This is a genomic window from Paraburkholderia sp. BR14374 (genome assembly GCF_040948685.1).
GTDB lineage: Bacteria > Pseudomonadota > Gammaproteobacteria > Burkholderiales > Burkholderiaceae > Paraburkholderia > Paraburkholderia youngii.
The window spans coordinates 554,450-576,468 of sequence record NZ_JBFPKF010000002.1; the positions used below are offsets into that span (position 1 = coordinate 554,450).

Annotated in this window: 18 protein-coding genes; 3 read left to right on the plus strand and 15 right to left on the minus strand. The window is 63.1% G+C overall.

The features are described from left to right. Window positions 1-10: 10 nt before the first annotated feature. From pstB to AB3X86_RS06470, 8 genes are all read right to left on the minus strand, one after another. Window positions 11-859: a phosphate ABC transporter ATP-binding protein PstB gene (gene pstB, locus AB3X86_RS06435; RefSeq protein WP_176124137.1), complete on the minus strand. Its 849-nt coding sequence runs from the start codon at window positions 857-859 to the stop codon at window positions 11-13. Window positions 860-875: 16 nt separating this feature from the next. Next, complete coding sequence (gene pstA, locus AB3X86_RS06440; RefSeq protein ID WP_013090003.1) at window positions 876-1,772, minus strand: phosphate ABC transporter permease PstA; 897 nt, start codon at window positions 1,770-1,772, stop codon at window positions 876-878. Further along, the gene (pstC, locus tag AB3X86_RS06445; RefSeq protein ID WP_176380381.1) at window positions 1,769-2,770 is read right to left on the minus strand and encodes a phosphate ABC transporter permease PstC; all 1,002 of its coding nucleotides are present in this window, start codon (window positions 2,768-2,770) and stop codon (window positions 1,769-1,771) included. The genes pstA and pstC overlap by 4 nt, the downstream gene beginning before the upstream one ends. A gap of 160 nt (window positions 2,771-2,930) precedes the next feature. Then, on the minus strand, window positions 2,931-3,962 hold the full coding sequence (pstS, locus tag AB3X86_RS06450; RefSeq protein WP_176124139.1) for a phosphate ABC transporter substrate-binding protein PstS: 1,032 nt from the start codon (window positions 3,960-3,962) through the stop codon (window positions 2,931-2,933). Window positions 3,963-4,357: 395 nt separating this feature from the next. After that, the gene (gene glmM / locus AB3X86_RS06455; protein ID WP_176105540.1) at window positions 4,358-5,716 is read right to left on the minus strand and encodes a phosphoglucosamine mutase; all 1,359 of its coding nucleotides are present in this window, start codon (window positions 5,714-5,716) and stop codon (window positions 4,358-4,360) included. A gap of 29 nt (window positions 5,717-5,745) precedes the next feature. Continuing rightward, window positions 5,746-6,645, minus strand: coding sequence for a dihydropteroate synthase (gene folP, locus AB3X86_RS06460; protein ID WP_368595310.1), 900 nt, complete (start codon window positions 6,643-6,645; stop codon window positions 5,746-5,748). A gap of 83 nt (window positions 6,646-6,728) precedes the next feature. After that, window positions 6,729-8,618 carry an ATP-dependent zinc metalloprotease FtsH gene (gene ftsH / locus AB3X86_RS06465; RefSeq protein WP_013090008.1) on the minus strand — a complete coding sequence of 630 codons (1,890 nt, stop codon included), beginning with the start codon at window positions 8,616-8,618 and terminating at the stop codon, window positions 6,729-6,731. 189 nt (window positions 8,619-8,807) lie between these two features. Continuing rightward, window positions 8,808-9,470 carry an RlmE family RNA methyltransferase gene (locus AB3X86_RS06470; RefSeq protein ID WP_176124230.1) on the minus strand — a complete coding sequence of 221 codons (663 nt, stop codon included), beginning with the start codon at window positions 9,468-9,470 and terminating at the stop codon, window positions 8,808-8,810. 198 nt (window positions 9,471-9,668) lie between these two features. On the opposite strand from AB3X86_RS06470, the gene AB3X86_RS06475 reads away from it, so the two are divergent. Then, window positions 9,669-10,196, plus strand: a complete 528-nt coding sequence (locus AB3X86_RS06475) for a YhbY family RNA-binding protein (protein WP_368595311.1) — start codon at window positions 9,669-9,671, stop codon at window positions 10,194-10,196. Window positions 10,197-10,397: 201 nt separating this feature from the next. On the opposite strand, the gene AB3X86_RS06480 is transcribed toward AB3X86_RS06475, so the two are convergent. The 7 genes from AB3X86_RS06480 to gloB all read right to left on the minus strand — a co-directional run bounded on the left by AB3X86_RS06480 (window position 10,398) and on the right by gloB (window position 20,614). After that, on the minus strand, window positions 10,398-10,907 hold the full coding sequence (locus AB3X86_RS06480) for a DUF4149 domain-containing protein (protein ID WP_368595312.1): 510 nt from the start codon (window positions 10,905-10,907) through the stop codon (window positions 10,398-10,400). A gap of 20 nt (window positions 10,908-10,927) precedes the next feature. After that, window positions 10,928-11,404, minus strand: coding sequence for a transcription elongation factor GreA (greA, locus tag AB3X86_RS06485; RefSeq protein ID WP_176105537.1), 477 nt, complete (start codon window positions 11,402-11,404; stop codon window positions 10,928-10,930). A 150-nt stretch (window positions 11,405-11,554) separates the two neighbouring features. Beyond that, complete coding sequence (gene carB / locus AB3X86_RS06490) at window positions 11,555-14,821, minus strand: carbamoyl-phosphate synthase large subunit (RefSeq protein WP_368595313.1); 3,267 nt, start codon at window positions 14,819-14,821, stop codon at window positions 11,555-11,557. A gap of 168 nt (window positions 14,822-14,989) precedes the next feature. Then, the gene (gene carA / locus AB3X86_RS06495) at window positions 14,990-16,144 is read right to left on the minus strand and encodes a glutamine-hydrolyzing carbamoyl-phosphate synthase small subunit (protein WP_368595314.1); all 1,155 of its coding nucleotides are present in this window, start codon (window positions 16,142-16,144) and stop codon (window positions 14,990-14,992) included. Window positions 16,145-16,471: 327 nt separating this feature from the next. Further along, entirely contained in the window at window positions 16,472-17,713 is a 1,242-nt protein-coding gene (locus tag AB3X86_RS06500; RefSeq protein ID WP_368595315.1) for a nitrate/nitrite transporter, read from the minus strand. A gap of 266 nt (window positions 17,714-17,979) precedes the next feature. Beyond that, window positions 17,980-19,665: a transglycosylase SLT domain-containing protein gene (locus AB3X86_RS06505; RefSeq protein ID WP_368595316.1), complete on the minus strand. Its 1,686-nt coding sequence runs from the start codon at window positions 19,663-19,665 to the stop codon at window positions 17,980-17,982. A 157-nt stretch (window positions 19,666-19,822) separates the two neighbouring features. Next, window positions 19,823-20,614, minus strand: a complete 792-nt coding sequence (gene gloB, locus AB3X86_RS06510; RefSeq protein ID WP_368595317.1) for a hydroxyacylglutathione hydrolase — start codon at window positions 20,612-20,614, stop codon at window positions 19,823-19,825. A gap of 18 nt (window positions 20,615-20,632) precedes the next feature. On the opposite strand from gloB, the gene AB3X86_RS06515 reads away from it, so the two are divergent. Next, window positions 20,633-21,514 carry a class I SAM-dependent methyltransferase gene (locus AB3X86_RS06515; RefSeq protein WP_368595318.1) on the plus strand — a complete coding sequence of 294 codons (882 nt, stop codon included), beginning with the start codon at window positions 20,633-20,635 and terminating at the stop codon, window positions 21,512-21,514. Next, window positions 21,511-21,957 (plus strand): ribonuclease HI, encoded by a 447-nt coding sequence (gene rnhA, locus AB3X86_RS06520; protein WP_176105530.1) that lies wholly within the window; start codon window positions 21,511-21,513, stop codon window positions 21,955-21,957. Before AB3X86_RS06515 ends, rnhA begins: the two co-directional genes overlap by 4 nt. Window positions 21,958-22,019: the final 62 nt, after the last annotated feature.

The window sequence follows — 22,019 nt, forward strand, 5'->3', positions numbered from 1 at the left end:
GCCCGGCGGATCAACCGAAGCGGCCGGTGATGTAGTCCTCGGTTTCCTTGCGGACCGGCTTGATGAAGATCTTTTCTGTGTCGCCGAATTCGATCAGTTCACCGAGGTACATATAGGCAGTGTAGTCCGAACAGCGGGCCGCCTGCTGCATGTTGTGCGTGACGATCACGACCGTGTAGTCGCTCTTCAGCTCAGCGATCAGCTCTTCGATACGGCCCGTCGAAATCGGGTCGAGCGCCGAGCACGGCTCGTCGAGCAGCAGCACTTCGGGGCGAATCGCGATACCGCGCGCGATACACAGACGCTGCTGCTGGCCGCCCGACAGACCGTAGCCACTCTGGCCGAGCTTGTCCTTCACTTCGTTCCACAGCGCCGCCTTGGTCAACGCCCATTCGACGCGGTCGTCCATTTCCGAGCGCGACAGCTTCTCGAACATCTTCACGCCGAAAGCGATGTTGTCGTAGATCGACATCGGGAACGGCGTCGGCTTCTGGAACACCATGCCGATGCGCGCGCGCAGCAGCGAAATATCCTGGCGCGTGGTCAGCAGGTTTTCGCCGTCCATCACGATCTCGCCTTCCGCGCGCTGCTCCGGATAGAGCGCGTACATCTTGTTGAAGGTTCGCAGCAGCGTGGACTTGCCGCAGCCCGACGGGCCGATGAACGCGGTCACCTTGCCTTCGGGAATCTGCAGATTGATGTTCTTCAGCGCGTGGTACTTGCCGTAGAAGAAGTTGAGATCCTTGACCTCTATCTTCGGACGCGACGGCGTTTGAGCGTGAGCGCTGTGTTCGGGGTCGGAGCCCGCGGGCGCGGTTGCGTGCCCGGCCGGATTGAGTTGGGTTTCTGCCATGTTCATCGGATTCACTCCGCCCTTACTTGTTCGAGAAGATCGTGCGCGCGAGGATATTCAGTCCCAGCACCGCGAGCGTGATCAGGAAGACGCCGGCCCACGCGAGCGATTGCCATTGCGCGAACGGGCTCATCGCAAACTTGTAGATCGTGACCGGCAGGTTCGCGACCGGCTGGCCCATATCGACCGAGAAGAACTGGTTCGACAGCGCGGTGAAGAGCAGCGGCGCGGTTTCGCCGGCAATCCGCGCGACCGCGAGCAGCACACCGGTGACGATGCCCGCGATCGACGCCTTCAGCGTGATCGAAAGCACCATCTTCCACTTCGGCGTGCCGAGCGCGAACGCGGCTTCCCGCATCGCATTCGGCACGAGCTTCAGCATGTTTTCGGTCGTGCGGATCACGATCGGAATCTGCAGCAGCGCCAGCGCGAGCACGCCGGCCCAGCCGCTGAAGTGGCCCATCTTCGCGACGACGAGCGCGTAGACGAACAGACCGATGACGATCGACGGCGCCGACAGCAGGATGTCGTTGATGAAGCGCGTGAGGTTCGCAAGCCAGCCCTTCTGGCCGTATTCGGCGAGATAGACGCCCGCCATGATGCCGATCGGCGTGCCAACGAAGGTCGCGAGCGCGACCAGCAACAGGCTGCCGACGATCGCATTCGCAAGACCGCCGCCATCGGTGTTCGGCGGCGGCGTCGACTGCGTGAAGAGCTCGACCGACAAACCGCCGATCCCGAGATGCAGCGTCGTATAGAGAATCCACACGAGCCACAGCAGGCCGAACGCCATCGCCGCGAGCGACAGCGTCAGCGCGATCGCGTTGGTCATCCGACGGCGCCCTTGCAGACGCACGCGCATCGCTTCGAGCGTCGCGGGGTCCTTCAGACCCGGCATATTCAGGGACGGCCCGCTCATTTCGCGCCCTCCCCTTTCTCGAGACGCAGCAGCATGATTTTCGAAATCGCCAGCACGATGAATGTAATCACGAACAGGATCAGGCCGAGTTCCATCAGCGCCGACGTGTGCAGGCCCGGGTCCGCTTCCGCGAACTCGTTGGCGAGCGCCGACGTGATGCTGTTGCCCGGCGAAAACAGCGAAATATTGTCGAGCAGATTGGTGTTGCCGATCACGAAGGTGACCGCCATCGTCTCACCCAGCGCGCGGCCGAGGCCCAGCATGATGCCGCCGATCACACCGGTCTTGGTGTACGGCAGTACGATCTTCCACATCACTTCCCACGTCGTGCAGCCGATACCGTAGGCCGATTCCTTCAGCAGCACCGGCGTCACTTCGAACACGTCGCGCATGACCGCGGCGATGTACGGGATGATCATGATCGCAAGGATCACGCCCGCGCACAGAATGCCGATGCCGATCGGCGGACCCGAGAACAGCGCACCGACGATCGGAATGCCGCCGAGCACCGCGCCGAGAGGCTTCTGGAACCACACCGCGAAGATCGGCGCGAACACGAGCAGGCCCCACATGCCGTACACGATCGACGGAATCGCGGCGAGCAGTTCAATCGCGATGCCGAGCGGCCGACGCAGCCATGCAGGCGACAGTTCGGTTAGAAACAGTGCGATGCCGAAGCTGACGGGCACCGCGATAATGAGAGCGATGATCGACGTCGCGAGGGTGCCGTAGATCGGCACGAGCGCGCCAAATTGCTTGCTGGGTGGATCCCACACCGCCGTCCACAGGAACGCGAGACCGAACTCGCGAATCGACGGCATCGAGGAGATGATCAGGGACACGATGATGCCGCCGAGCAGCAGCAGCGTGACGACCGCGGAAAGGCGTGCGAGGCCGCCGAAGATCACATCGCCGGAGCGGCCAGGCGCTTTTTGCTGCGACGCGCTGCCAGGCGGAGTGGCCCGGCTCGTGCCGGACGCTAAATGAATATCGGACATGAGAGCCTGAGGGACCTGTTTCCAGTTGCCGGACGACACTTGTCGGGCGGGCGGTGATGCATGCGGCGCGTGCCGCGTGAAAGTCACAGGCCGTCCTCGTACGAGGACGGCCGGGGTGCTACCAGGCGCGATTCAGACATACCGCGCCAGCTTACGCCTGTTACTCGGCGAGCGTCTTGCCTGCCGAATCCTTGACCTTCTGCTTCCACTGCGTGCGGATTTCCGACACGACCGATTCCGGCAGCGAGATGTAGTCCAGATCGTTCGCAGCCTGACCGCCGTTCTTGAACGCCCAGTCGAAGAACTTCAGCGTTTCCGCGCCTTGCGGTGCCTTTTCCTGCGTCGTGTGCAGCAGCACGAACGTCGCGCCGACGATCGGCCATGCGTTCTTGCCCGGCTCGTTCGTCAGGATCTGGTAGAACGACTTCGACCAGTCAGCGCCAGCAGCCGCTGCCTTGAACGTGTCCGTCTGCGGCTGAACCACTGCGCCAGCTTCGTTCTTCATCGCGACATAGTTCATGTGGTTCTGCTTGGCGTACGCCCATTCGACGTAGCCGATCGAACCCGGCAGACGCTGCACGAATGCCGCGACGCCGTCGTTACCCTTGCCGCCCGTACCGGTCGGCCAGTTGACCGTCGCACCTTCACCGACCTTCGTCTTCCATTCCGGGTTGACCTTCGACAGGTAGTTCGTCCAGATGAAGCTGGTGCCCGAACCGTCGGCGCGGCGCACCACGGCGATGTCCAGATCCGGCAGCTTGACCTTCGAGTTCAGCGCGACGATTGCCGGGTCATTCCACTTCTTGATCTTGCCGAGATAGATGTCGCCGAGCACTTCACCCGACAGCACCAGTTCGCCCGGCTTCACGCCCGGCACGTTGACTGCCGGCACCACGCCGCCGACCACGGTCGGGAATTGGAACAGGCCTTGCTTTGCGAGTTCGTCGTCCTTCAGCGGAGCGTCCGAACCAGCGAAATCGACGGTCTTCGCCTCGATCTGCTTGATGCCGCCCGACGACCCGATGCCCTGGTAGTTAACCTTGCCGCCGCCGGTCTTCTGATAAGCGTCGGCCCACTTCGTGTAAATCGGTGCCGCGAACGTGCTGCCCGCGCCGGTGATGTCTGCGGCTTGCGCTGCGATTGCGAAAAGCGCGCCAGCGACGCCAGCGAACACGGTTTGCATCAATTTCATGAGACCTCCAATGGAGTGTGAGCGTGTAGTGTGAGCGGGAAACTCGAACACCGCGAAGCTTAGGGTCTCTTTATGACAAAAACGTGACTGATCGTGAATCAGATGTGACAGTCACATTACCCGATGAAAGGTTCAGGAGCCGGTAAATTGCCGCGATTGCGATGCTCGTTGCATTGCATTCTTCAAGTTAGACGAAAAAGACGGGGCGCGAACGTTTGCGCTCGGTGCGGAGAGACGGTTTGGTGCGGGATGCACCGACCTTTTGGCGGCTGGAGCGTGGGGATTTATTGGGTGAAGCCGGCGACGAAGGTCATGGCACGCGGGTCGCCGAAGCTCTCGGAGCGACCGTCAGGCGGCAAGCTGTCGCCACCGCCCGCCGCCTGTTGGGGAACAGATCAGGCCGTTGCGACCCGCACGGCTTGCGCAATCGCTTCCGAATGCTCAAGCGCGTCCGCGACGTTCTGCGCCTCTACCATCACGCGTAGTACCGGCTCGGTGCCCGACGCGCGGATCAGGACGCGACCGCGCCCGTCGAGCGCGCCTTCGGCCACCTTGATCGCGCTACGAATCGTATCGCTGCCCTTCCAGTCCGCGCCGGGCTTCATGCGCACGTTGATCAGCTTCTGCGGGAACAGCGTGACGCCGTCGAGCAGATCCGCGAGCGACTTGCCGCTGCGCTGCATCGCCGCCAGCACGAGCAGAGCGGACACGATGCCGTCGCCGGTCGAATGGCGATCGAGCGACAGAATGTGGCCCGAACCTTCGGCGCCGAGCTGCCAGCCGTGTTCACGAAGCTGTTCGAGCACATAGCGGTCGCCGACCGCGGCGCGCACGAACTTGACGCCGGCTCTCTGCAGCGCGACCTCCACGGCCATGTTGGTCATCAGCGTGCCGACCGCGCCTTCCACGTGGCCGGCGGTCGCGATACGGTCCTTGACCAGCACGTACAACAGCTCGTCGCCGTTGAACAGGCGGCCGGACTCGTCGACGACCTGCAAACGGTCGGCGTCGCCATCGAGCGCAATCCCGAGGTCCGCGTGGTTCGCGCGCACCGCGCGCACCAGCGCATCCGGCGCGGTCGCACCGACGCCGTCGTTGATATTGAAGCCGTTCGGCGAGACGCCGATCGGGATCACTTCCGCGCCGAGCTCATGGAACACGTGCGGCGCGACGTCGTACGCGGCGCCATGCGCGCAATCGACGACGAGCTTCATGCCGCGCAGGTCGTAGGCGGCCGGGAAGGTGCTCTTGCAGAACTCGATGTAGCGGCCGGCCGCGTCGTCGAGACGACGCGCCTTGCCCAACTGCTCGGAAGCCGCGCAAGCGAGCGGCAGCTCGAGCTGCTCCTCGATCTGCGCCTCGACGTCGTCCGGCAGCTTGTTGCCGTCGGCCGAGAAGAACTTGATACCGTTGTCGTAGTACGGGTTGTGCGACGCGCTGATCACGACGCCCGCGGCAAGCCGCAGCGCGCGCGTCAGATACGCGATGCCGGGAGTCGGCATCGGGCCGGCCAGCATCACGTCGACGCCGGCCGCCGAAAAGCCGGATTCGAGCGCGGCTTCGAGCATGTAGCCCGAGACGCGCGTGTCCTTGCCGATCAGCACGGTCGGGCGAGCGCCTGTCTTCGCCCATTGATCGGCGCCCGCGAGCACCTTGCCGGCCGCGTAGCCGAGCCGCAACACGAATTCCGGCGTGATCGGGCCTTCGCCGACCTTGCCTCGAATGCCGTCCGTACCGAAGTAACGACGTGCCATATTTGTTCTCCCTGTATCTGGCTGCGGGCTCAACCGTGCGCGCGGCTCTGCTTGGCAGCGTCGCGCAGGGTTGCCCATACTTTCAATGCATCGACTGTTTGCGCGACGTCGTGTACGCGCAGAATCGCGGCGCCCCGCTCGGCCGCGCACACCGCTGCGGCGATGCTGCCGGCCACGCGCTCCGGCGCCGGCCGCCCTGTCACCGCGCCAACCATCGATTTGCGCGACATGCCCGCAAGGATCGGATATGGCGACGCGGCGCGCGGCGCCGTGTCGCGCAGATGCGCAAGCAACGCGTAGTTGTGCTCGACGACGATCTTGCCGAAGCCGAAACCCGGATCGACGCTGATTCGCTCGCGCGCAATCCCCGCCTGCTGCAAAGTCGCGACACGCTCCTCGAGGAACTGGCGCACTTCGCTGACAACGTCGGCATAGTGCGGCTCGCCGCGCTGCATGGTCTGCGGCTCACCTAACATATGCATTACACAAAGGCCGCAGTCGCTGTCGCGCACCGCGTCGATCGCGCCCGGCATGCGCAAGCCCCAGACGTCGTTGATCAGGTCGGCGCCCGCGTTCAACGCATCGCGCATCACTTCCGGCTTGTACGTATCGACCGACAACGGCACATTCGCGCCACGAAGTTGCTCGACGAGTGGTATCACGCGCTCGAGTTCCTCGTCGAGCGGCACCGGCGGCGCGCCAGGACGCGTCGATTCCCCGCCGATATCGATAATGTCCGCGCCCTCGAGCATCATGCGCTCGGCATGGCGCAGCGCATCGCCGCGCATCGCGTACAAGCCGCCATCGGAGAAGGAATCGGGAGTGACGTTCAGAATGCCCATGACCAACGGGCGTTCAAACGTCAGCTTGAAGCGGCCGCACTGTAGCGGCTCTGGAAGGGGTACGGAAGAACAATCGACTTTCGACACGTAACAATGCTTCACTTTGAACGGATCAATGCAAAACGGGCCGGTGTGTAGCACACCGGCCCGCACTTTCTACTGGCTACCTATCAGGCCGGCGCGGTTGCGCTGCCCGGCTTGACTTCGGTGCCCGCGCTACCGCCCGACGAGGCGTCGCTTGCCGACGGCGGCGAACTCTTCGGCGAACGCGGCGGACGGCCGGCCATGATGTCGTTGATCTGATCGGCGTCGATCGTCTCCCACTCCATCAATGCGGCGGTCATCGCTTCGACCTTGTCGCGGTTTTCTTCCAGCAGGCGCCGCGCCAGATTGTACTGCTCGTCCAGCACACGACGGATTTCCGCATCGACCTTCTGCTGCGTCGCTTCCGAAATGGTCCGCGTGAAGCCGCGGCCGAACGGCGAAGCGTCGTTTTCGTCGTCGACATAGACCATCGGTCCGAGCGCATCCGTCATACCGAAGCGGGCAACCATCGCGCGAGCCGTCTGGGTCGCCTTGTTGAAGTCATCCGACGCACCGGTGCTGATGAGGTTCAGGAACAGCTCTTCCGCGACGCGACCGCCGAACAGAATGGCAAGACGGTCGAGCAGATAGTCCTTCGAGTACGTTTCGTTATCATGCTCCGGCAACTGCCACGTGACGCCCAGCGCACGGCCGCGCGGAATGATCGTGACCTTGTGCACCGGATCGGCCTTCGGCAACAGCTTTGCGATCACCGCGTGACCCGATTCGTGATACGCGGTCGCACGCTTCGATTCTTCGCGGATCACGGCCGACTTGCGCTCCGGACCCATGAAGATCTTGTCCTTCGCGTCCTCGAAATCGGTCATTTCGACGATGCGCTTGCCGCGGCGCGCCGCGAACAGGGCTGCTTCGTTGACGAGGTTCGCGAGATCGGCGCCCGAGAAACCCGGCGTGCCGCGCGCGATCACTGCCGCATCGACGTCGTTCGAAATCGGAACCTTGCGCAGGTGCACCTTCATGATGTGCTCGCGGCCGCGGATATCGGGCAGACCGACGTACACCTGGCGGTCGAAACGGCCCGGACGCAACAGCGCCTTGTCGAGTACGTCCGAACGGTTGGTCGCGGCGATCACGATGACACCCGAGTTCGCCTCGAAGCCGTCCATTTCGACGAGCATCTGGTTCAGCGTCTGTTCGCGCTCGTCGTTACCGCCGCCCATGCCGGCGCCGCGATGACGGCCGACCGCGTCGATTTCGTCGATGAACACGATACACGGCGCGTGCTTCTTGGCCTGCTCGAACATGTCGCGCACGCGAGCCGCGCCGACGCCGACGAACATTTCCACGAAATCCGAACCCGAAATGCTGAAGAACGGCACCTTCGCCTCGCCGGCGATCGCGCGTGCGAGCAGCGTCTTACCGGTTCCCGGCGGGCCAACGAGCAGCACGCCGCGCGGAATACGACCACCGAGCTTCTGGAATTTCTGCGGATCGCGCAAAAAGTCGACGAGTTCCGACACTTCTTCCTTGGCTTCGTCGCAACCGGCAACGTCGGTGAAATTGATTGCGTTGTTGTTCTCGTCGATCAGCCGCGCGCGCGACTTCCCAAACGAGAAGGCCCCGCCTTTGCCGCCCCCCTGCATCTGTCGCATCATGTAGAACCAGAAACCGATGATCAGGATCGTCGGCCCGAGGTAATACAGCACGGACATCAGTGCATTGGGTTCGTCGTCAGCCTTGCCGCTCACCTGTACGCCATACTTCATCAGATCGCCGACCATCCAGATGTCGCCGGGCGACACGATCTGGTACTTCTGGCCGTCTGCCGGAGTGACCGTGAGGTTCCGCCCCTGGACAATGACGTTCTTGACTTTGCCGTTCTTCGCGTCGTCCATGAACTGCGAATAGGAAACGCCTTCCTGGACACGGGGCTTGTCGAACTGCTTGAACACCGTAAACAGCACCAGTGCGATTACCAGCCACACTGCTGCTTTCGAAAACATATTGTTGTTCAAAGCACCACTCCTTCACTTAGACGGGCGCCTACATTTGCCTTGCGGCACCACGAAAGCATTCTAATCCAGTCCGCAGACCCCTGCCATAGCGTTTCACTACCACGGAAATAGGGTAGCGGGCCAGCTTGACGCCGGTCTCCGACGCATCGGGCTGGCTATTGGCAGAAATGGAACCGGCTCGCCGCATCCCTACGCGAGACGCTTCAAATGCTTACCCAAAATAAATGTTTCTGACGATTTATCCCGCGACGCCTTCGGCTTGCGGGCCGCCACCACCTTGAATTGGCGCTTGAACTTTTCGACAATCTGACTATATCCGCTGCCGTGAAAGCATTTGACTAAAAGGGCACCATCGGGCTTCAGGTGATTCTGTGCGAATTCGAGCGCGAGATCGCATAAATGCTCGATCCGCGCCGCGTCCGCGATCGCCACACCGGACAGGTTGGGTGCCATATCCGAAATTACAAGGTCTACCTGGCGCGCGCCGACCAACTCTTCGAGCTGGACCAGCACCGAGTCTTCGCGGAAATCCCCCTGGATGAAGTGCACGTCGGCTACCGGCTCCATCGGCAGAATGTCCAAAGCGATGATCGTGCCGTCGATGCCACCTTCGCGCTCCGCGTTGCGCTGCGAGCCGCCGGCGAGCTTGTTACGCGCGTACTGGCTCCAGCTGCCCGGCGAGGAACCGAGATCGACGATCACCTGTCCGGGGCGGATCAGCTTGTCCTGTTCGTCGATTTCCTTGAGCTTGTAGGCCGCGCGGGCACGATAGCCTTCCCGCTGCGCCATTTTGACGTACGGATCGTTGATGTGGTCGTGCAGCCACGCGGTATTGAACTTGTTTTTTGCCATTAAAGATTGAACTATTGCTGCGTCAAGTCGCGCTTTAGGGGATAATACGCGGTTAATTCGCGCGGTCACCGCCAGACTGGCGGCCATCCGCGATTCTGTTGTTCTGACGCGCACCCTGCTGAATCAACCCGCCCGAATCGCTCGGCGATGGGACGAAAAGCGCAGGAGCCGCCATTTTAGTCGAGTCTTCCACTTTCCATGCCAGCCCTCAAAGTCTCTCCCGACCAACGCGCCGAGTTGCGCTCCCAGGCACATGCGCTCAAACCGGTCGTGCTCGTCGGGGCCGAAGGCTTGACCGACGCTGTGCTCGCCGAAATTAAGGTGCACCTCGCAGCGCATCAACTGATCAAAATCCGCGTGTTCGGTGACGAGCGCGAGGAGCGCATCGCCATCTACGAAGAAATCTGCGACACGCTGAACGCGGCACCGATTCAGCATATTGGCAAGTTGCTCGTGATCTGGAAGCCAGAATCCGCGCAGCCGGCGGCAAAAGCGAAGCGCGGCGCGTTGCCGAGCGCCCGTGAAGCGGCAGTTGAAGAAACCCGGCCGGCCAAGGGCCGCGCACCGCGCATCGTCAAAGTGGTGAAACCGACCGACGTGCCGATGCGCAAGCCGCGAGCGAAAGCGGTGCTGGTGCGCGGCAACGAACGCGTGACGCAGGGCGGCAACATCAAGCGCGCGAAGAAGCGTCAAACCAGCGCGAAGCGTTCGCATCAGTCGAAGTAAGAGCACACGCGGCGAAGGTGCGGACCGGGTCCGCACCGCGCGTTGGCGGGCTTGGGCGCAAGGCCCGAAACGGCGCCAATGAACCGTAGCTGGCCGCCGGAATAGCGACGATTCGTCGCAACATGAAGTTCATCGCGGGCATCGGTTCGGCATCGACCGGAGGACATAGCGCCGCGTCACACCACCAGCCACCCGCGAGCCTCAGCCCGCCACCTTCCCCGTGACTCCGCGCGCGCCCTCTTCGTCGGCCGCGGTACCGACATGCACCGGCAGCAGCCACACGAGCGCAGCACCTAGCAGGCTCTCGATCAGATAGAACAGACTCGACACGCCATGCAGGATGCCGAAGCGCGTCGCATAAACGGAATGTCCGACGTCGCCGCCCGCCTCGAGCGCCGCGACGCGCATCGCGTTCATGAACGGCTGCAACGCGAAATAGCCAACCAGCACGCATACGAGCATACCGGCGAGCAGCCAGCGCAGGCGGCGATACACGCCACTACCGCGCCGCACGAGCAGATTGGCAAGACCGAGCAGCAAAATACCGCACACGACGCCAATCACTCCCTGAATCCGAAACAGCTCCGCGGCAATGGCACCCGCCGTCATGCGGTCGAGCGACGTGAACAGCACGGGCGCAACCGCGTAGCCGATAGTCAACAGGCTACCGACCCACACCACCGTCAACAGGCGGAATAAACGATGCGGCATCAGAGACACCGGCGCGATCCTCAGATGTAGCTGACCGCGATGATTTCGTATTCACGAATGCCGCCCGGTGCCTGCACCGACGCGACGTCGCCTTCCGATTTGCCGATCAGCGCACGCGCGATCGGCGAGCTGATCGAGATCAGGCCGTGGTCGATGTCCGCTTCGTCGTCACCGACGATCTGATATTTGACCGACGCGCCCGACTCGAGGTCTTCGAGCTCGAGCGTCGCGCCGAACACCACGCGGCCGTCCGCTTCCACTTGCGCCGGATCGATCACCTGCGCGCCCGCGAGCTTCGACTCGATTTCGGCGATGCGGCCTTCGATGAAGCCCTGCTTTTCCTTCGCAGCGTCGTATTCCGCGTTTTCCGACAGATCGCCCTGGGCGCGCGCTTCCGCGATCGAGTTGATCACCGCCGGACGCTCAACCGATTTCAAGCGCTGCAATTCATCGCGCAGCATGTCTGCTCCGCGCTTCGTCAATGGGATAGTGCTCATAAACAACTCTGGAGGCAAAAAACGGCCATAAAAAAATCACCGCGGTTAAGTGCATTCCGCGAAAGCCGCCGCCCATGGACAGACCCGGGCCGCAGCACCTGCGGAACGCCGCTTAACCGCGGCACTTACATCTTGGACAGGTATGAAGCCTTAGTTTAGGCGAGCGTGGAGTCCTTGTAAATCATAGACTTCCAGGTTCTTCAGATAACGAAGACCCTCCACCGCCGCGCGTGCGCCCGACATCGTCGTGTAGTAGGTGACCTTGTTCGCCTGCGCGCTCATGCGAATCGAACGCGAATCGGCGATCGCCGCGCGCGTTTCGTCGACGGTCGTGAAGACGAGAGCGATCTCGCCGTTCTTGATCATATCCACGATGTGCGGACGGCCGTCCTTTACCTTGTTGACGACCTTGACCGGCACGCCGGCCGCTTCGATCGCGGCAGCCGTGCCCTTGGTCGCGACGATCGGGTATCCGAGCTCGTGCAGCATGCGCGCGACTTCGACCGCCTTCGGCTTGTCGGCGTCCATCACGGTCAGCAGCACCGTGCCCGACTCCGGCAGACGCGAACCCGCCGCGAGTTGCGACTTGAACAGCGCCTCGCCGAACGTCTGACCGACGCCCATCACTTCGCCGGTCGAACGCATTTCAGGTCCGAGCACCGGGTCGACCGTCGGGAACTTGACGAACGGGAACACCGCTTCCTTCACGCTGAAGTACGGCGGCTGGACTTCCTTCGTCACGCCTTGCGCGGCGAGCTTCTGGCCGACCATCGCGCGCGCCGCGATCTTCGCGAGCGGCAGGCTGGTCGCCTTCGACACGTACGGGACCGTGCGCGACGCGCGCGGGTTCACTTCGAGCACGTAGATGATGTCGTCCTTCGACCCATCAGCCGCATTTGTTTTGGAAGGCACCTGCTGGATCGCGAACTGCACGTTCATCAGGCCGACCACGTTCAGCGCCTTCGCCATTGCGGCGGTCTGGCGCTTCAGTTCGGCAACGGTCGCCTTCGACAGCGAATAAGGCGGCAGCGAGCAGGCCGAGTCGCCCGAGTGCACGCCCGCCTGTTCGATGTGCTCCATCACGCCGCCGATGAACACGGCGTCGCCATCGGAAATGCAATCCACGTCGCATTCAATCGCGTCGTTCAGGAAGCGGTCGAGCAGCACCGGCGAATCGTTCGATACCTTGACGGCCTCACGCATATAGCGTTCGAGGTCGCGCGGCTCGTGGACGATTTCCATCGCGCGGCCGCCCAGCACGTACGACGGACGCACCACGAGCGGATAGCCGATCTCGTCAGCGAGCTTCAGCGCTTCGTCTTCGGTGCGCGCGGTACGGTTCGGCGGCTGACGCAGGCCGAGGTCTTGCAGCAGCTTCTGGAAACGCTCGCGGTCTTCGGCCGCGTCGATCATGTCCGGCGACGTACCAATGATCGGCACGCCGTTCGCTTCGAGATCGAGCGCGAGCTTCAACGGCGTCTGGCCACCGTACTGCACGATCACGCCGACCGGCTTTTCCTTGTCGACGATTTCGAGCACGTCTTCGAGCGTCAGCGATTCGAAGTACAGACGGTCGGACGTGTCGTAGTCGGTCGACACGGTTTCCGGGTTGCAGTTGACCATGATCGTTTCATAGCCGTCCTCGCGCATCGCGAGCGCGGCATGCACGCAGCAGTAGTCGAACTCGATGCCCTGGCCGATCCGGTTCGGGCCGCCGCCCAGCACCATGATCTTCTTGTTGTCCGTCGGACTCGCTTCGCACTCTTCCTCGTAGGTCGAGTACATGTACGCGGTTTTCGTTGCGAACTCGGCAGCGCACGTGTCGACGCGCTTATACACCGGACGCACGTTCAACTCGATACGGCGCGCGCGCACGTCCGCCGGCTTCGCGCCGAGCAGCTTGGCGAGACGCCGATCCGAGAAGCCGCTCTGCTTCAGATACTTCAACTCTTCCTTCGACAGGCTCGCGAGCGTACGGCCCGCCAGCGCCTTTTCCTTCAGCACGATCTGTTCGATCTGCGCGAGGAACCACGGGTCGATCGCAGTCTCTTCGAAGATTTCCTGCGCGCTCATGCCGGCGCGGAACGCGTCGCCGACATACCAGATGCGATCAGGACCGGCTTCGCCGATCTCGCGGATGATCTCGTCGCGATCGGCGGTCTTTTCGTCGAGACCGTCGACGCCGACTTCGAGGCCGCGCAGCGCTTTCTGGAACGACTCCTGGAAAGTGCGGCCGATCGCCATCACTTCGCCGACCGACTTCATCTGCGTGGTCAGGCGCGAATCGGCTTCACGGAATTTTTCGAACGCGAAACGCGGGATTTTCGTGACGACGTAGTCGATCGTCGGTTCGAACGACGCCGGGGTCTGGCCGCCGGTGATTTCGTTCTTCAGTTCATCGAGCGTGTAGCCGACCGCGAGCTTGGCCGCGACCTTCGCGATCGGGAAGCCGGTTGCCTTCGACGCCAGCGCCGACGAACGCGACACGCGCGGGTTCATTTCGATCACGATCATCCGACCGTCTTTCGGATTGATCGAGAACTGCACGTTCGAGCCGCCCGTGTCGACGCCGATCTCGCGCAGCACCGCCAGCGACGCGTTACGCAGGATCTGGTATTCCTTGTCCGTCAGCGTCTGCGCCGGCGCGACCGTGATCGAGTCACCGGTGTGGATGCCCATCGGGTCGAGGTTTTCGATCGAGCAGACGATGATGCAGTTATCCGCCTTGTCACGGACCACTTCCATCTCGTACTCTTTCCAGCCGAGCAGCGACTCTTCGATCAGCAGCTCGCGCGTCGGCGACAGGTCGAGACCGCGCTTGCAGATCTCTTCGAACTCGTCGCGGTTGTAGGCGATGCCGCCGCCCGAACCGCCCAGCGTGAACGAAGGACGGATCACGACCGGATAGCCGCCGCTGCCGGTTTCCGCGGCGATCTTCGCCTGCACCGCGAGTGCTTCTTCCATCGAATGCGCGGTGCCCGACTTGGCCGAACCGAGGCCGATTTTGGTCATCGCGTCCTTGAACTTCTGGCGGTCTTCCGCCTTGTCGATCGCTTCCGGCGACGCGCCGATCAGCTCGACGTCGTACTTCGCCAGCACGCCATGCGCGTGCAGATCGAGCGCGCAGTTCAGCGCGGTCTGGCCGCCCATCGTCGGCAGGATCGCGTCCGGGCGCTCCTTCGCGATGATGCGCTCGACCACTTCCCACGTGATCGGCTCGATGTAGGTCACGTCGGCCGTGTTCGGGTCGGTCATGATCGTCGCCGGATTGCTGTTGACGAGAATGACCTTGTAGCCTTCCTCACGCAGCGCCTTGCATGCCTGCGCGCCCGAGTAATCGAACTCGCACGCCTGGCCGATGATGATCGGACCCGCGCCGATGATGAGGATGCTCTTGATGTCTGTCCGCTTGGGCATAACGCTCTCGCTAATGTATTCCTGAATTCTTTCCGTCGGCGCGCGCCGTTTTCACGTTGCGCGCGCTGTTTGCGGCGCGTCCGCCGCATCGTGCCGCGGGGCGCCGCGGCCGCCGCGAGCCGCTTTCGTTTCCGTCTCGGGCTGGCTTTGCGGCCGGCCTTTAGTGCTTCAAGCCGCTGCGCTCTTGCCGCTCTTCTGCGCGTCCATCAACGCGGTGAAGCGGTCGAACAGGTACGCGATGTCGTGCGGACCAGGCGACGCTTCCGGGTGGCCCTGAAAGCAGAACGCCGGCTTGTCGGTCAGCGCGAAGCCTTGCAGCGTGCCGTCGAACAACGATACGTGCGTCACGCGCGCGTTGGCGGGCAGCGTGTCGGCATCGACCGCGAAGCCGTGGTTCTGCGACGTGATCACCACGCGGCCGTCTTCGAGATCCTTGACTGGGTGATTCGCGCCGTGGTGGCCGGTCTTCATCTTCATCGTCTTCGCGCCGACCGCGAGGCCCATGATCTGGTGGCCAAGGCAAATGCCAAAGGTCGGAATGCCGCGCTCGATGAACTCCTTCGTCGCCGCGATCGCGTAGTCGCACGGCTCCGGGTCGCCGGGGCCGTTCGAGAGGAACACGCCGTCCGGGTTGAGCGCGAGCGCGTCGGCGGCGCTCGCTTGCGCCGGCAGCACGGTGACATGGCAGCCGCGCTCGGCCAGCATCCGCAGGATGTTCTGCTTGACGCCGTAATCGAATGCGACCACGCGGTACTTCGGCGCCTTCTGGTCGCCGTAGCCCGTGCCCAAGCGCCATTCGGTTTTGGTCCACTCGTAGGTTTGCCCGGTCGACACGACCTTCGCGAGGTCCATGCCGGCGAGGCCCGGGAACGAGCGCGCGAGTTCGATGGCCTTGGCTTCGTCGTCGGACCCAGCGAGGATCGCGCCGTTTTGCGCGCCCTTGTCGCGCAGCAGGCGGGTCAGCTTGCGGGTGTCGATGCCGGCGATGGCGACTACGCCTTCGTCCTGAAGATATTGTGGGAGCGTACGCTCCATGCGGAAGTTCGACGCGAGAACCGGCAGATCACGGATGATTAGGCCAGCGGCATGGACTTTCGTCGCTTCGACGTCTTCGGCGTTCACGCCGACGTTGCCGATATGCGGGTACGTGAGGGTCACGATCTGGCGCGCGTAACTCGGGTCAGTCAGGATTTCCTGATAGCCGGTGATGGCGGTGTTGAACACGACTTCACCGGTGGTGTGCCCGGGGGCCCCGATCGAATAACCACGAAAGACCGTGCCGTCGGCGAGCGCGAGAAGAGCGGGAGAAAATGACGGCAACACGGGAGACTCCTTGGGGGAACACCCTGTTGCCACCTGTCTATCCGATTTCGAGCCGCAGCGGAACACATTCTGGATGCGCGCGCAGACTCGCTCGCGAGCTGCCGGTAACGATGCAAGGGGCGCGATGAGTCCATTGTGTGGACGACTTCGGCTGGATGCGGGGCCCTTCTTGCTACGCCAATGGCGCGCGGCGGATGAACGGTATGGGGGAGGTAGGCGCTAGGGTGCGGGTTGATAAGCTCAAACCTTGAAATTATAGCCTGAAACCGCCCTTCCTTCCAAATCTGACATAGGACGCGGACTTGCAGCAGCGTGCCGCGCGGCCGTTCAGGCTTCCTGCTCCGCGCGCATTTCGCCGGACCCGGCAAGCTGCCGTCCCGGCAATGCGTACCAGACTGCGCTCAGTACCTGCAGCGCGACAAGGATTGCCCACGCGCTCAGATGCGCGACCGCCGGATAGTGCCCGCCGCTCGCCGGCCAGTGAGAAAGCACCGCGCCAACGCCGATCTGAAAACCGAAGATCAGCAGAAAAATAATCAGCGTCAGCGTCGTGTTGACCCGGCCGATCATCTGCGGCGGGAAATGTCGCGCCATCACCGCGTAGCTCAGAATGCCAGTGCCACCGAAGATTCCGTACGCGGCCCACAACAGGCTCGCCGGCAATGGCGCATTGAACATGATCAGCATCTGCGTCAGCACGTACAACGCCATGCCGATGCCGCAGAACGCGTACAACGAGAGACCGCGCCGCTCGAGACTACGCGCCGCCGCGCCGAAACCGACGCACCCCGCCATCATCGCGAAGCCGAGAATCGACACGAGCGCCGCCGCCTCGTGCGGTTCGAAGCCTTGTACGTCGCGCAGCCATGCTCCGACCCACAACGATTGCATCGCGTAGAAAACGCCCTGCGTAACGACCGAGAACGACGCGATTTTCCAGAATGCCGCGCTGCGCAGGATATGCCACGTCCCCTTGAACTGCGCAACGAGGCTCGTCTGGCGATGCGTGTCGCGCGCGTCCGGCGCGAGCGTCCATTGCGCGAGCGCGACCACCACCGTCAGCACCCCGAGCCCCACGCAGACCGAGCGCCAACTGGAGAAGCCGAGCACCCACGTGAGCGGCGAACCGACCATCACGCCGCCGAAACCGCCGATCGCCATCACGAGCCCGTTCATCAATGGCAAACGCGAGACCGGAAAATGCTGCGCGAGCGCCTTGAACGCGGCGCCGAGGCATACCGAGACGCCGACGCCGATCAGCAACCGCCCGACCATCATCATGCCGAGACTGTGCGCCGCGCCGAACACCCAGATGCCGAGCGCGGCGAAGAGCAGCGTGACAGCCGTCACGCGACGCGCGCCGAAGTGGTCGAGCAGCACGCCAGCGGGGGTCTGCGCGCCCGCGAAGCCGAGGAAATACAGGCTCGTCAGCACACCCAGATCGGCGGCTGACAGACCGAGATCGCGCGTGATGAACGGCGCGAAACCAAGATTGACGCCGCGAAACACGTAAGAGACGAAGTAGCCGGCGGAAAAAAGCAGAAAGACGCGCAGTTGGGTCGACGACATAAATCAGGAAGAAAACCTGGAAATGGACCTCAAGAACCTTGCCCGAGGTCCCGACGGATCAGGATAGGACGGCGTCCCGCGGCCAACGCGGCCGAAGCACGAACAATAAAGTAAATACGGCAAACCCGCAGGAACCGTGTCCGCGCAATGAAAAACGCCGTCACCCTGAGGTGACGGCGTTGGATGAACACGGTGCGTGATCGGAGCGCAATCCATGCGCTGCCCCCGCAACGCATGTGGTCACTACCGTGAGAGCCGCTATTGGTCTATTTACCCTTCTTCTTCGCGTTGGCCACGGTCTTCGGGCGGCTCTCAGCCGCGGCCTTCGACGCATTGCCGGACACCGAGGTCGACACCTTCTCGACCTTGCCCTTGCTGGCAGGCGCCGCCGGTTTGTCACCCTTGCCGCCCGGCTGGGAGACCTTCACGATGGCAGAGTGGCCGCGCCCTTTCTTCTTATCGTAGCGCGAATCGCCGCGGGCGTCTGCGGCATGGACGCCAATCTTCTGCACACTGCCGCCTTGCACATCGGCGGCGATCTTTTCCGGCCCCGGCTCGCTCGGTACTGGCTTGCCGACCGGCACGTGCAGCACGACCACCTGGCCGCGCGAAACCTGATCGCGATGTGTCTTGTTCCATGCCTTCAGTTGACCAACCGACACGCCGTAGCGCAGCGCGATGGCGGCCATCGACTGATTGCGGCGCACGCGGATCAGCATCTTGCGCGTGTCGGGCACGTCGGGTTCCATCGCGAGCACCGCGCTTTCGGCGATGTCGGCGCTGATGTCCTCGTCGTCGTCCGAGCCGCGCGGCACGACGATCGTCGAGCCTGGCTTCAGGCGCATGCCGACCGGAATCTTGTTCACTTCCATCAGCGTGTCTGCGTCGACGCCGATCTTCTGTGCGATCGCCGCAGGTGTCGCCCGTGCGTCGACGGTGTAGGTGGTCCAGGACGACAGCGAGCCCGAGTACGTTTTCAGATTGCGCTCGAACGCGGACGCGTTGTCGAAAGGCAACAGAATCTGCGGCTGCGTCGCGCCGAGAATCACCGGCTTCCTGAACGACGGGTTCAGCGAGCGGAACTCGTCGGTCGACATGTTGGCAAGCCGCGCGGCGACGTCGACGTCGATATCGTGCGAGGTCGTGACCGTCACGAAGTACGGGTGGTTCGGAATCGCCGGCAGCGCGAGCCCGTACACCTGCGGGTTCATCACGAGGTTCTTGACCGCCTGCAGCTTCGGCACGTAGTTGCGCGTTTCGTTTGGCATACGCAGGCTCAGGTAGTCGGTCGGCAGACCCGCCGCCTCGTTGCGCGCGATCGCGCGCTGCACGTTGCCCTCACCCCAGTTGTACGCGGCGAGCGCGAGCTGCCAGTCGCCGAACATATCGTGCAGCTTCGACAGGTAGTCGAGCGCGGCGCTGGTCGACGCGAGCACGTCGCGGCGCTCGTCCTGCCACATGTTCTGCTTCAGGTTGTAGGTACGGCCCGTGCCCGGCATGAATTGCCACATGCCCGCCGCCTTGGCGACCGACAAAGCCTGCGGGCTATACGCGGACTCGATGAATGGCAGCAGTGCGAGCTCGGTCGGCATATGGCGCGACTCGAGTTCCTCGACGATGTGATAGAGATATTTCTGCGAGCGCTCGGTCATGCGCTGCACGTAATCGGGGCGTTGCAGATACCAGTTGAGCTGCATGTCGACGAGGTCGCTCTGCAGATCGGGCATCTGGAAGCCACGGCGAATGCGGCCCCACAGATCGGCGTCCTCGCTCGTCAACTGATTGACCGAGCCCTGGTCGACATTGATGGTTTCTTTAGCGGTGGCGTTCTTGCGAAGTGCGTCGGCTACGGCTTGCTGGCTGGCGGGGTTATTGGCGGTATTCGTCGTCGGTCCCTGACTCGCGCACGCGGCGAGTGTCAAGACCAATAACGCGCTTAAGATAAATCGCATGAACGTCTCGGTTTCCACAAGGGCTGGAATTTGCAGCCGATAGTACGAAACGTCAACGTTTCCGTCAATTGGAAAATCAAGAAAAAAATCAACTAAATCTGGGGCTTGGCGAATTTTTCCGATTCATCGCGTGAAGAACTGCCGAATACGCTCCGGATCAACGGAAGCGGTTCTTCCATTCGCGCATCAAGGTGAAGGCCTTCAGCCTGTCAGAGACCGTTTCATGCAATTGTGCTTCGAGGTTCGACTGGATCGCCGGCTCGTCTGCGCGCAGGAACGGATTGACCGCGCGCTCGTGCGCGATCGTGGTCGGCAGCGTCGGCTGGTGGCGGGAGCGCAGTTCGTTCGCCTTGTCGCGCCACGCCTGCAGTTCCGCATTGTGCGGCTCGCAAGCGAGCGCGAAGCGGATGTTCGACAGCGTATATTCGTGCGCGCAATGCACTTCGGTTGCGCCGGGCAGCGCGGCGAGCGCATCGAGCGAATTCAGCATCTGCTGCGGCGTGCCTTCGAAAAGGCGCCCGCAACCGCACGCGAACAGTGTGTCGCCGCAAAACACGTGCGGCGTGCCGCGCGTATCGGCCGCCTGGAAATAGGCAATGTGTCCGCTGGTGTGACCGGGCACGTCGAGCACGCTGAATTCGAGTGCGGGCGCCGCGATCGTCACGTGATCGCCGCTTTTGAGACGATGCTTAAGGTGCGCGATCGCTTCGCCGGCGGGGCCGTAGACAGGCACGTCCTGGCCGTTCAGCAGGTCGGCCACCCCGCCGACGTGGTCTTGATGATGGTGCGTGAGTAAAATAGCGCTCAGCCGCCAGCCTCGTTGGGCCAGACAGGCGCGCACAGGGGCGGCTTCGCCCGGATCGACGACGACCGCATGGTGTCCGTCGGCAATGACCCAGATGTAATTGTCTTCAAACGCCGGGACCGGTACGTACTCGAGCGCATTCATAGGCGACGCATTTTTAATATGACTGACCGAGCGATTATAGACTGGCCCGCCTGGACCGATTCGCCGCCAGGCCGCTACGTGCTCGACTGGGAGCAAACCCAGCTCGATCGCGTGGTGTCGGACGTGTTCGGCTATCATGCGCTGCAACTCGGCCTGCCGCAGCTCGACGCGCTGCGCGAAAACCGGATGCCGTGCCGCGGCCTCGTGCTCGACGCGGCGAGCGGCGCGAGCGCGCCGTACACGTATCCGCCGGCGGCACGTCGTGGCACCGCCGGCGGCATCGGCGGCGCGGGCAACCCTGACGGCGACAATCCCGTCAACGCAGCGCCAGGCGCGCCGGGGCTGCACGCGCCGGCCGGCCGCAGCGCGGTCTGGTGCGACCTGCTCGATCTGCCGTTCGAAGCGCAAAGCGTCGACCTGCTCGTGATGCCGCACACGCTCGAATTCACCAGCGACCCGCATCGGCTGCTGCGCGAAGCCGAACGCGTGCTGGTGCCCGAAGGCCAACTGATCATCCTCGGCTTCAACTCGTTGTCGCTGTGGGGCGTCCGGCAATCGATCGGCAAGATGACAGGCCGCCCGTTCGTGCCTTCGGCCGTCGACCTGATCGCGTTCACGCGTCTGAAGGACTGGATCAAGCTGCTCGGCTTCGATCTTGAACGCGGGCGCTTCGGCTGCTATCGTCCGCCGCTCGCGAGTGATCAATGGCTCGCGCGCTACGGCTTCATGGAAGCCGCCGGCGACCGCTGGTGGCCGATTTTCGGCGCAACCTACATGATCAAGGCGATCAAGCGCGTGCGCGGCATGCGTCTCGTCGGGCCGCTCAAAGTGAAAAAGCCCGTGCTCGCGGCAGGCCTCGCGCCCGCCGCTACCCCGAACACACGTAACCACACCGAATGACACCGGACCACATCGACATCTATACCGACGGCGCCTGCAAGGGCAATCCCGGCCCTGGCGGCTGGGGCGCGCTGCTGCGCTTCGGCAACCAGGAAAAAGAACTGTTCGGCGGCGAGGCCAACACGACCAACAATCGCATGGAGCTGATGGGCGTGATTTCCGCGCTCGAGGCGTTGAAGCGCCCGTGCAAGGCGATCGTGCATACCGATTCGCAGTACGTGCAGAAAGGCATCAGCGAGTGGATTCACGGCTGGAAGAAGAAAGGCTGGGTCACCGCGGCGAAGCAGCCGGTCAAGAACGCCGATCTATGGAAGCGGCTCGATGCGCTCGTCGCGCAGCACGAAGTCGAATGGCGCTGGGTGCGCGGCCACAACGGCCACCCGGAGAACGAGCGCGCCGATCAGTTGGCCAATCGCGGCGTGGCGTCGCTCGCCGAGATGTAAGGAGCGTGCGCGCATCGGCCAACGACGCGCGCCGCCCTCTTCGCTTTTACTGCACTTTTTTC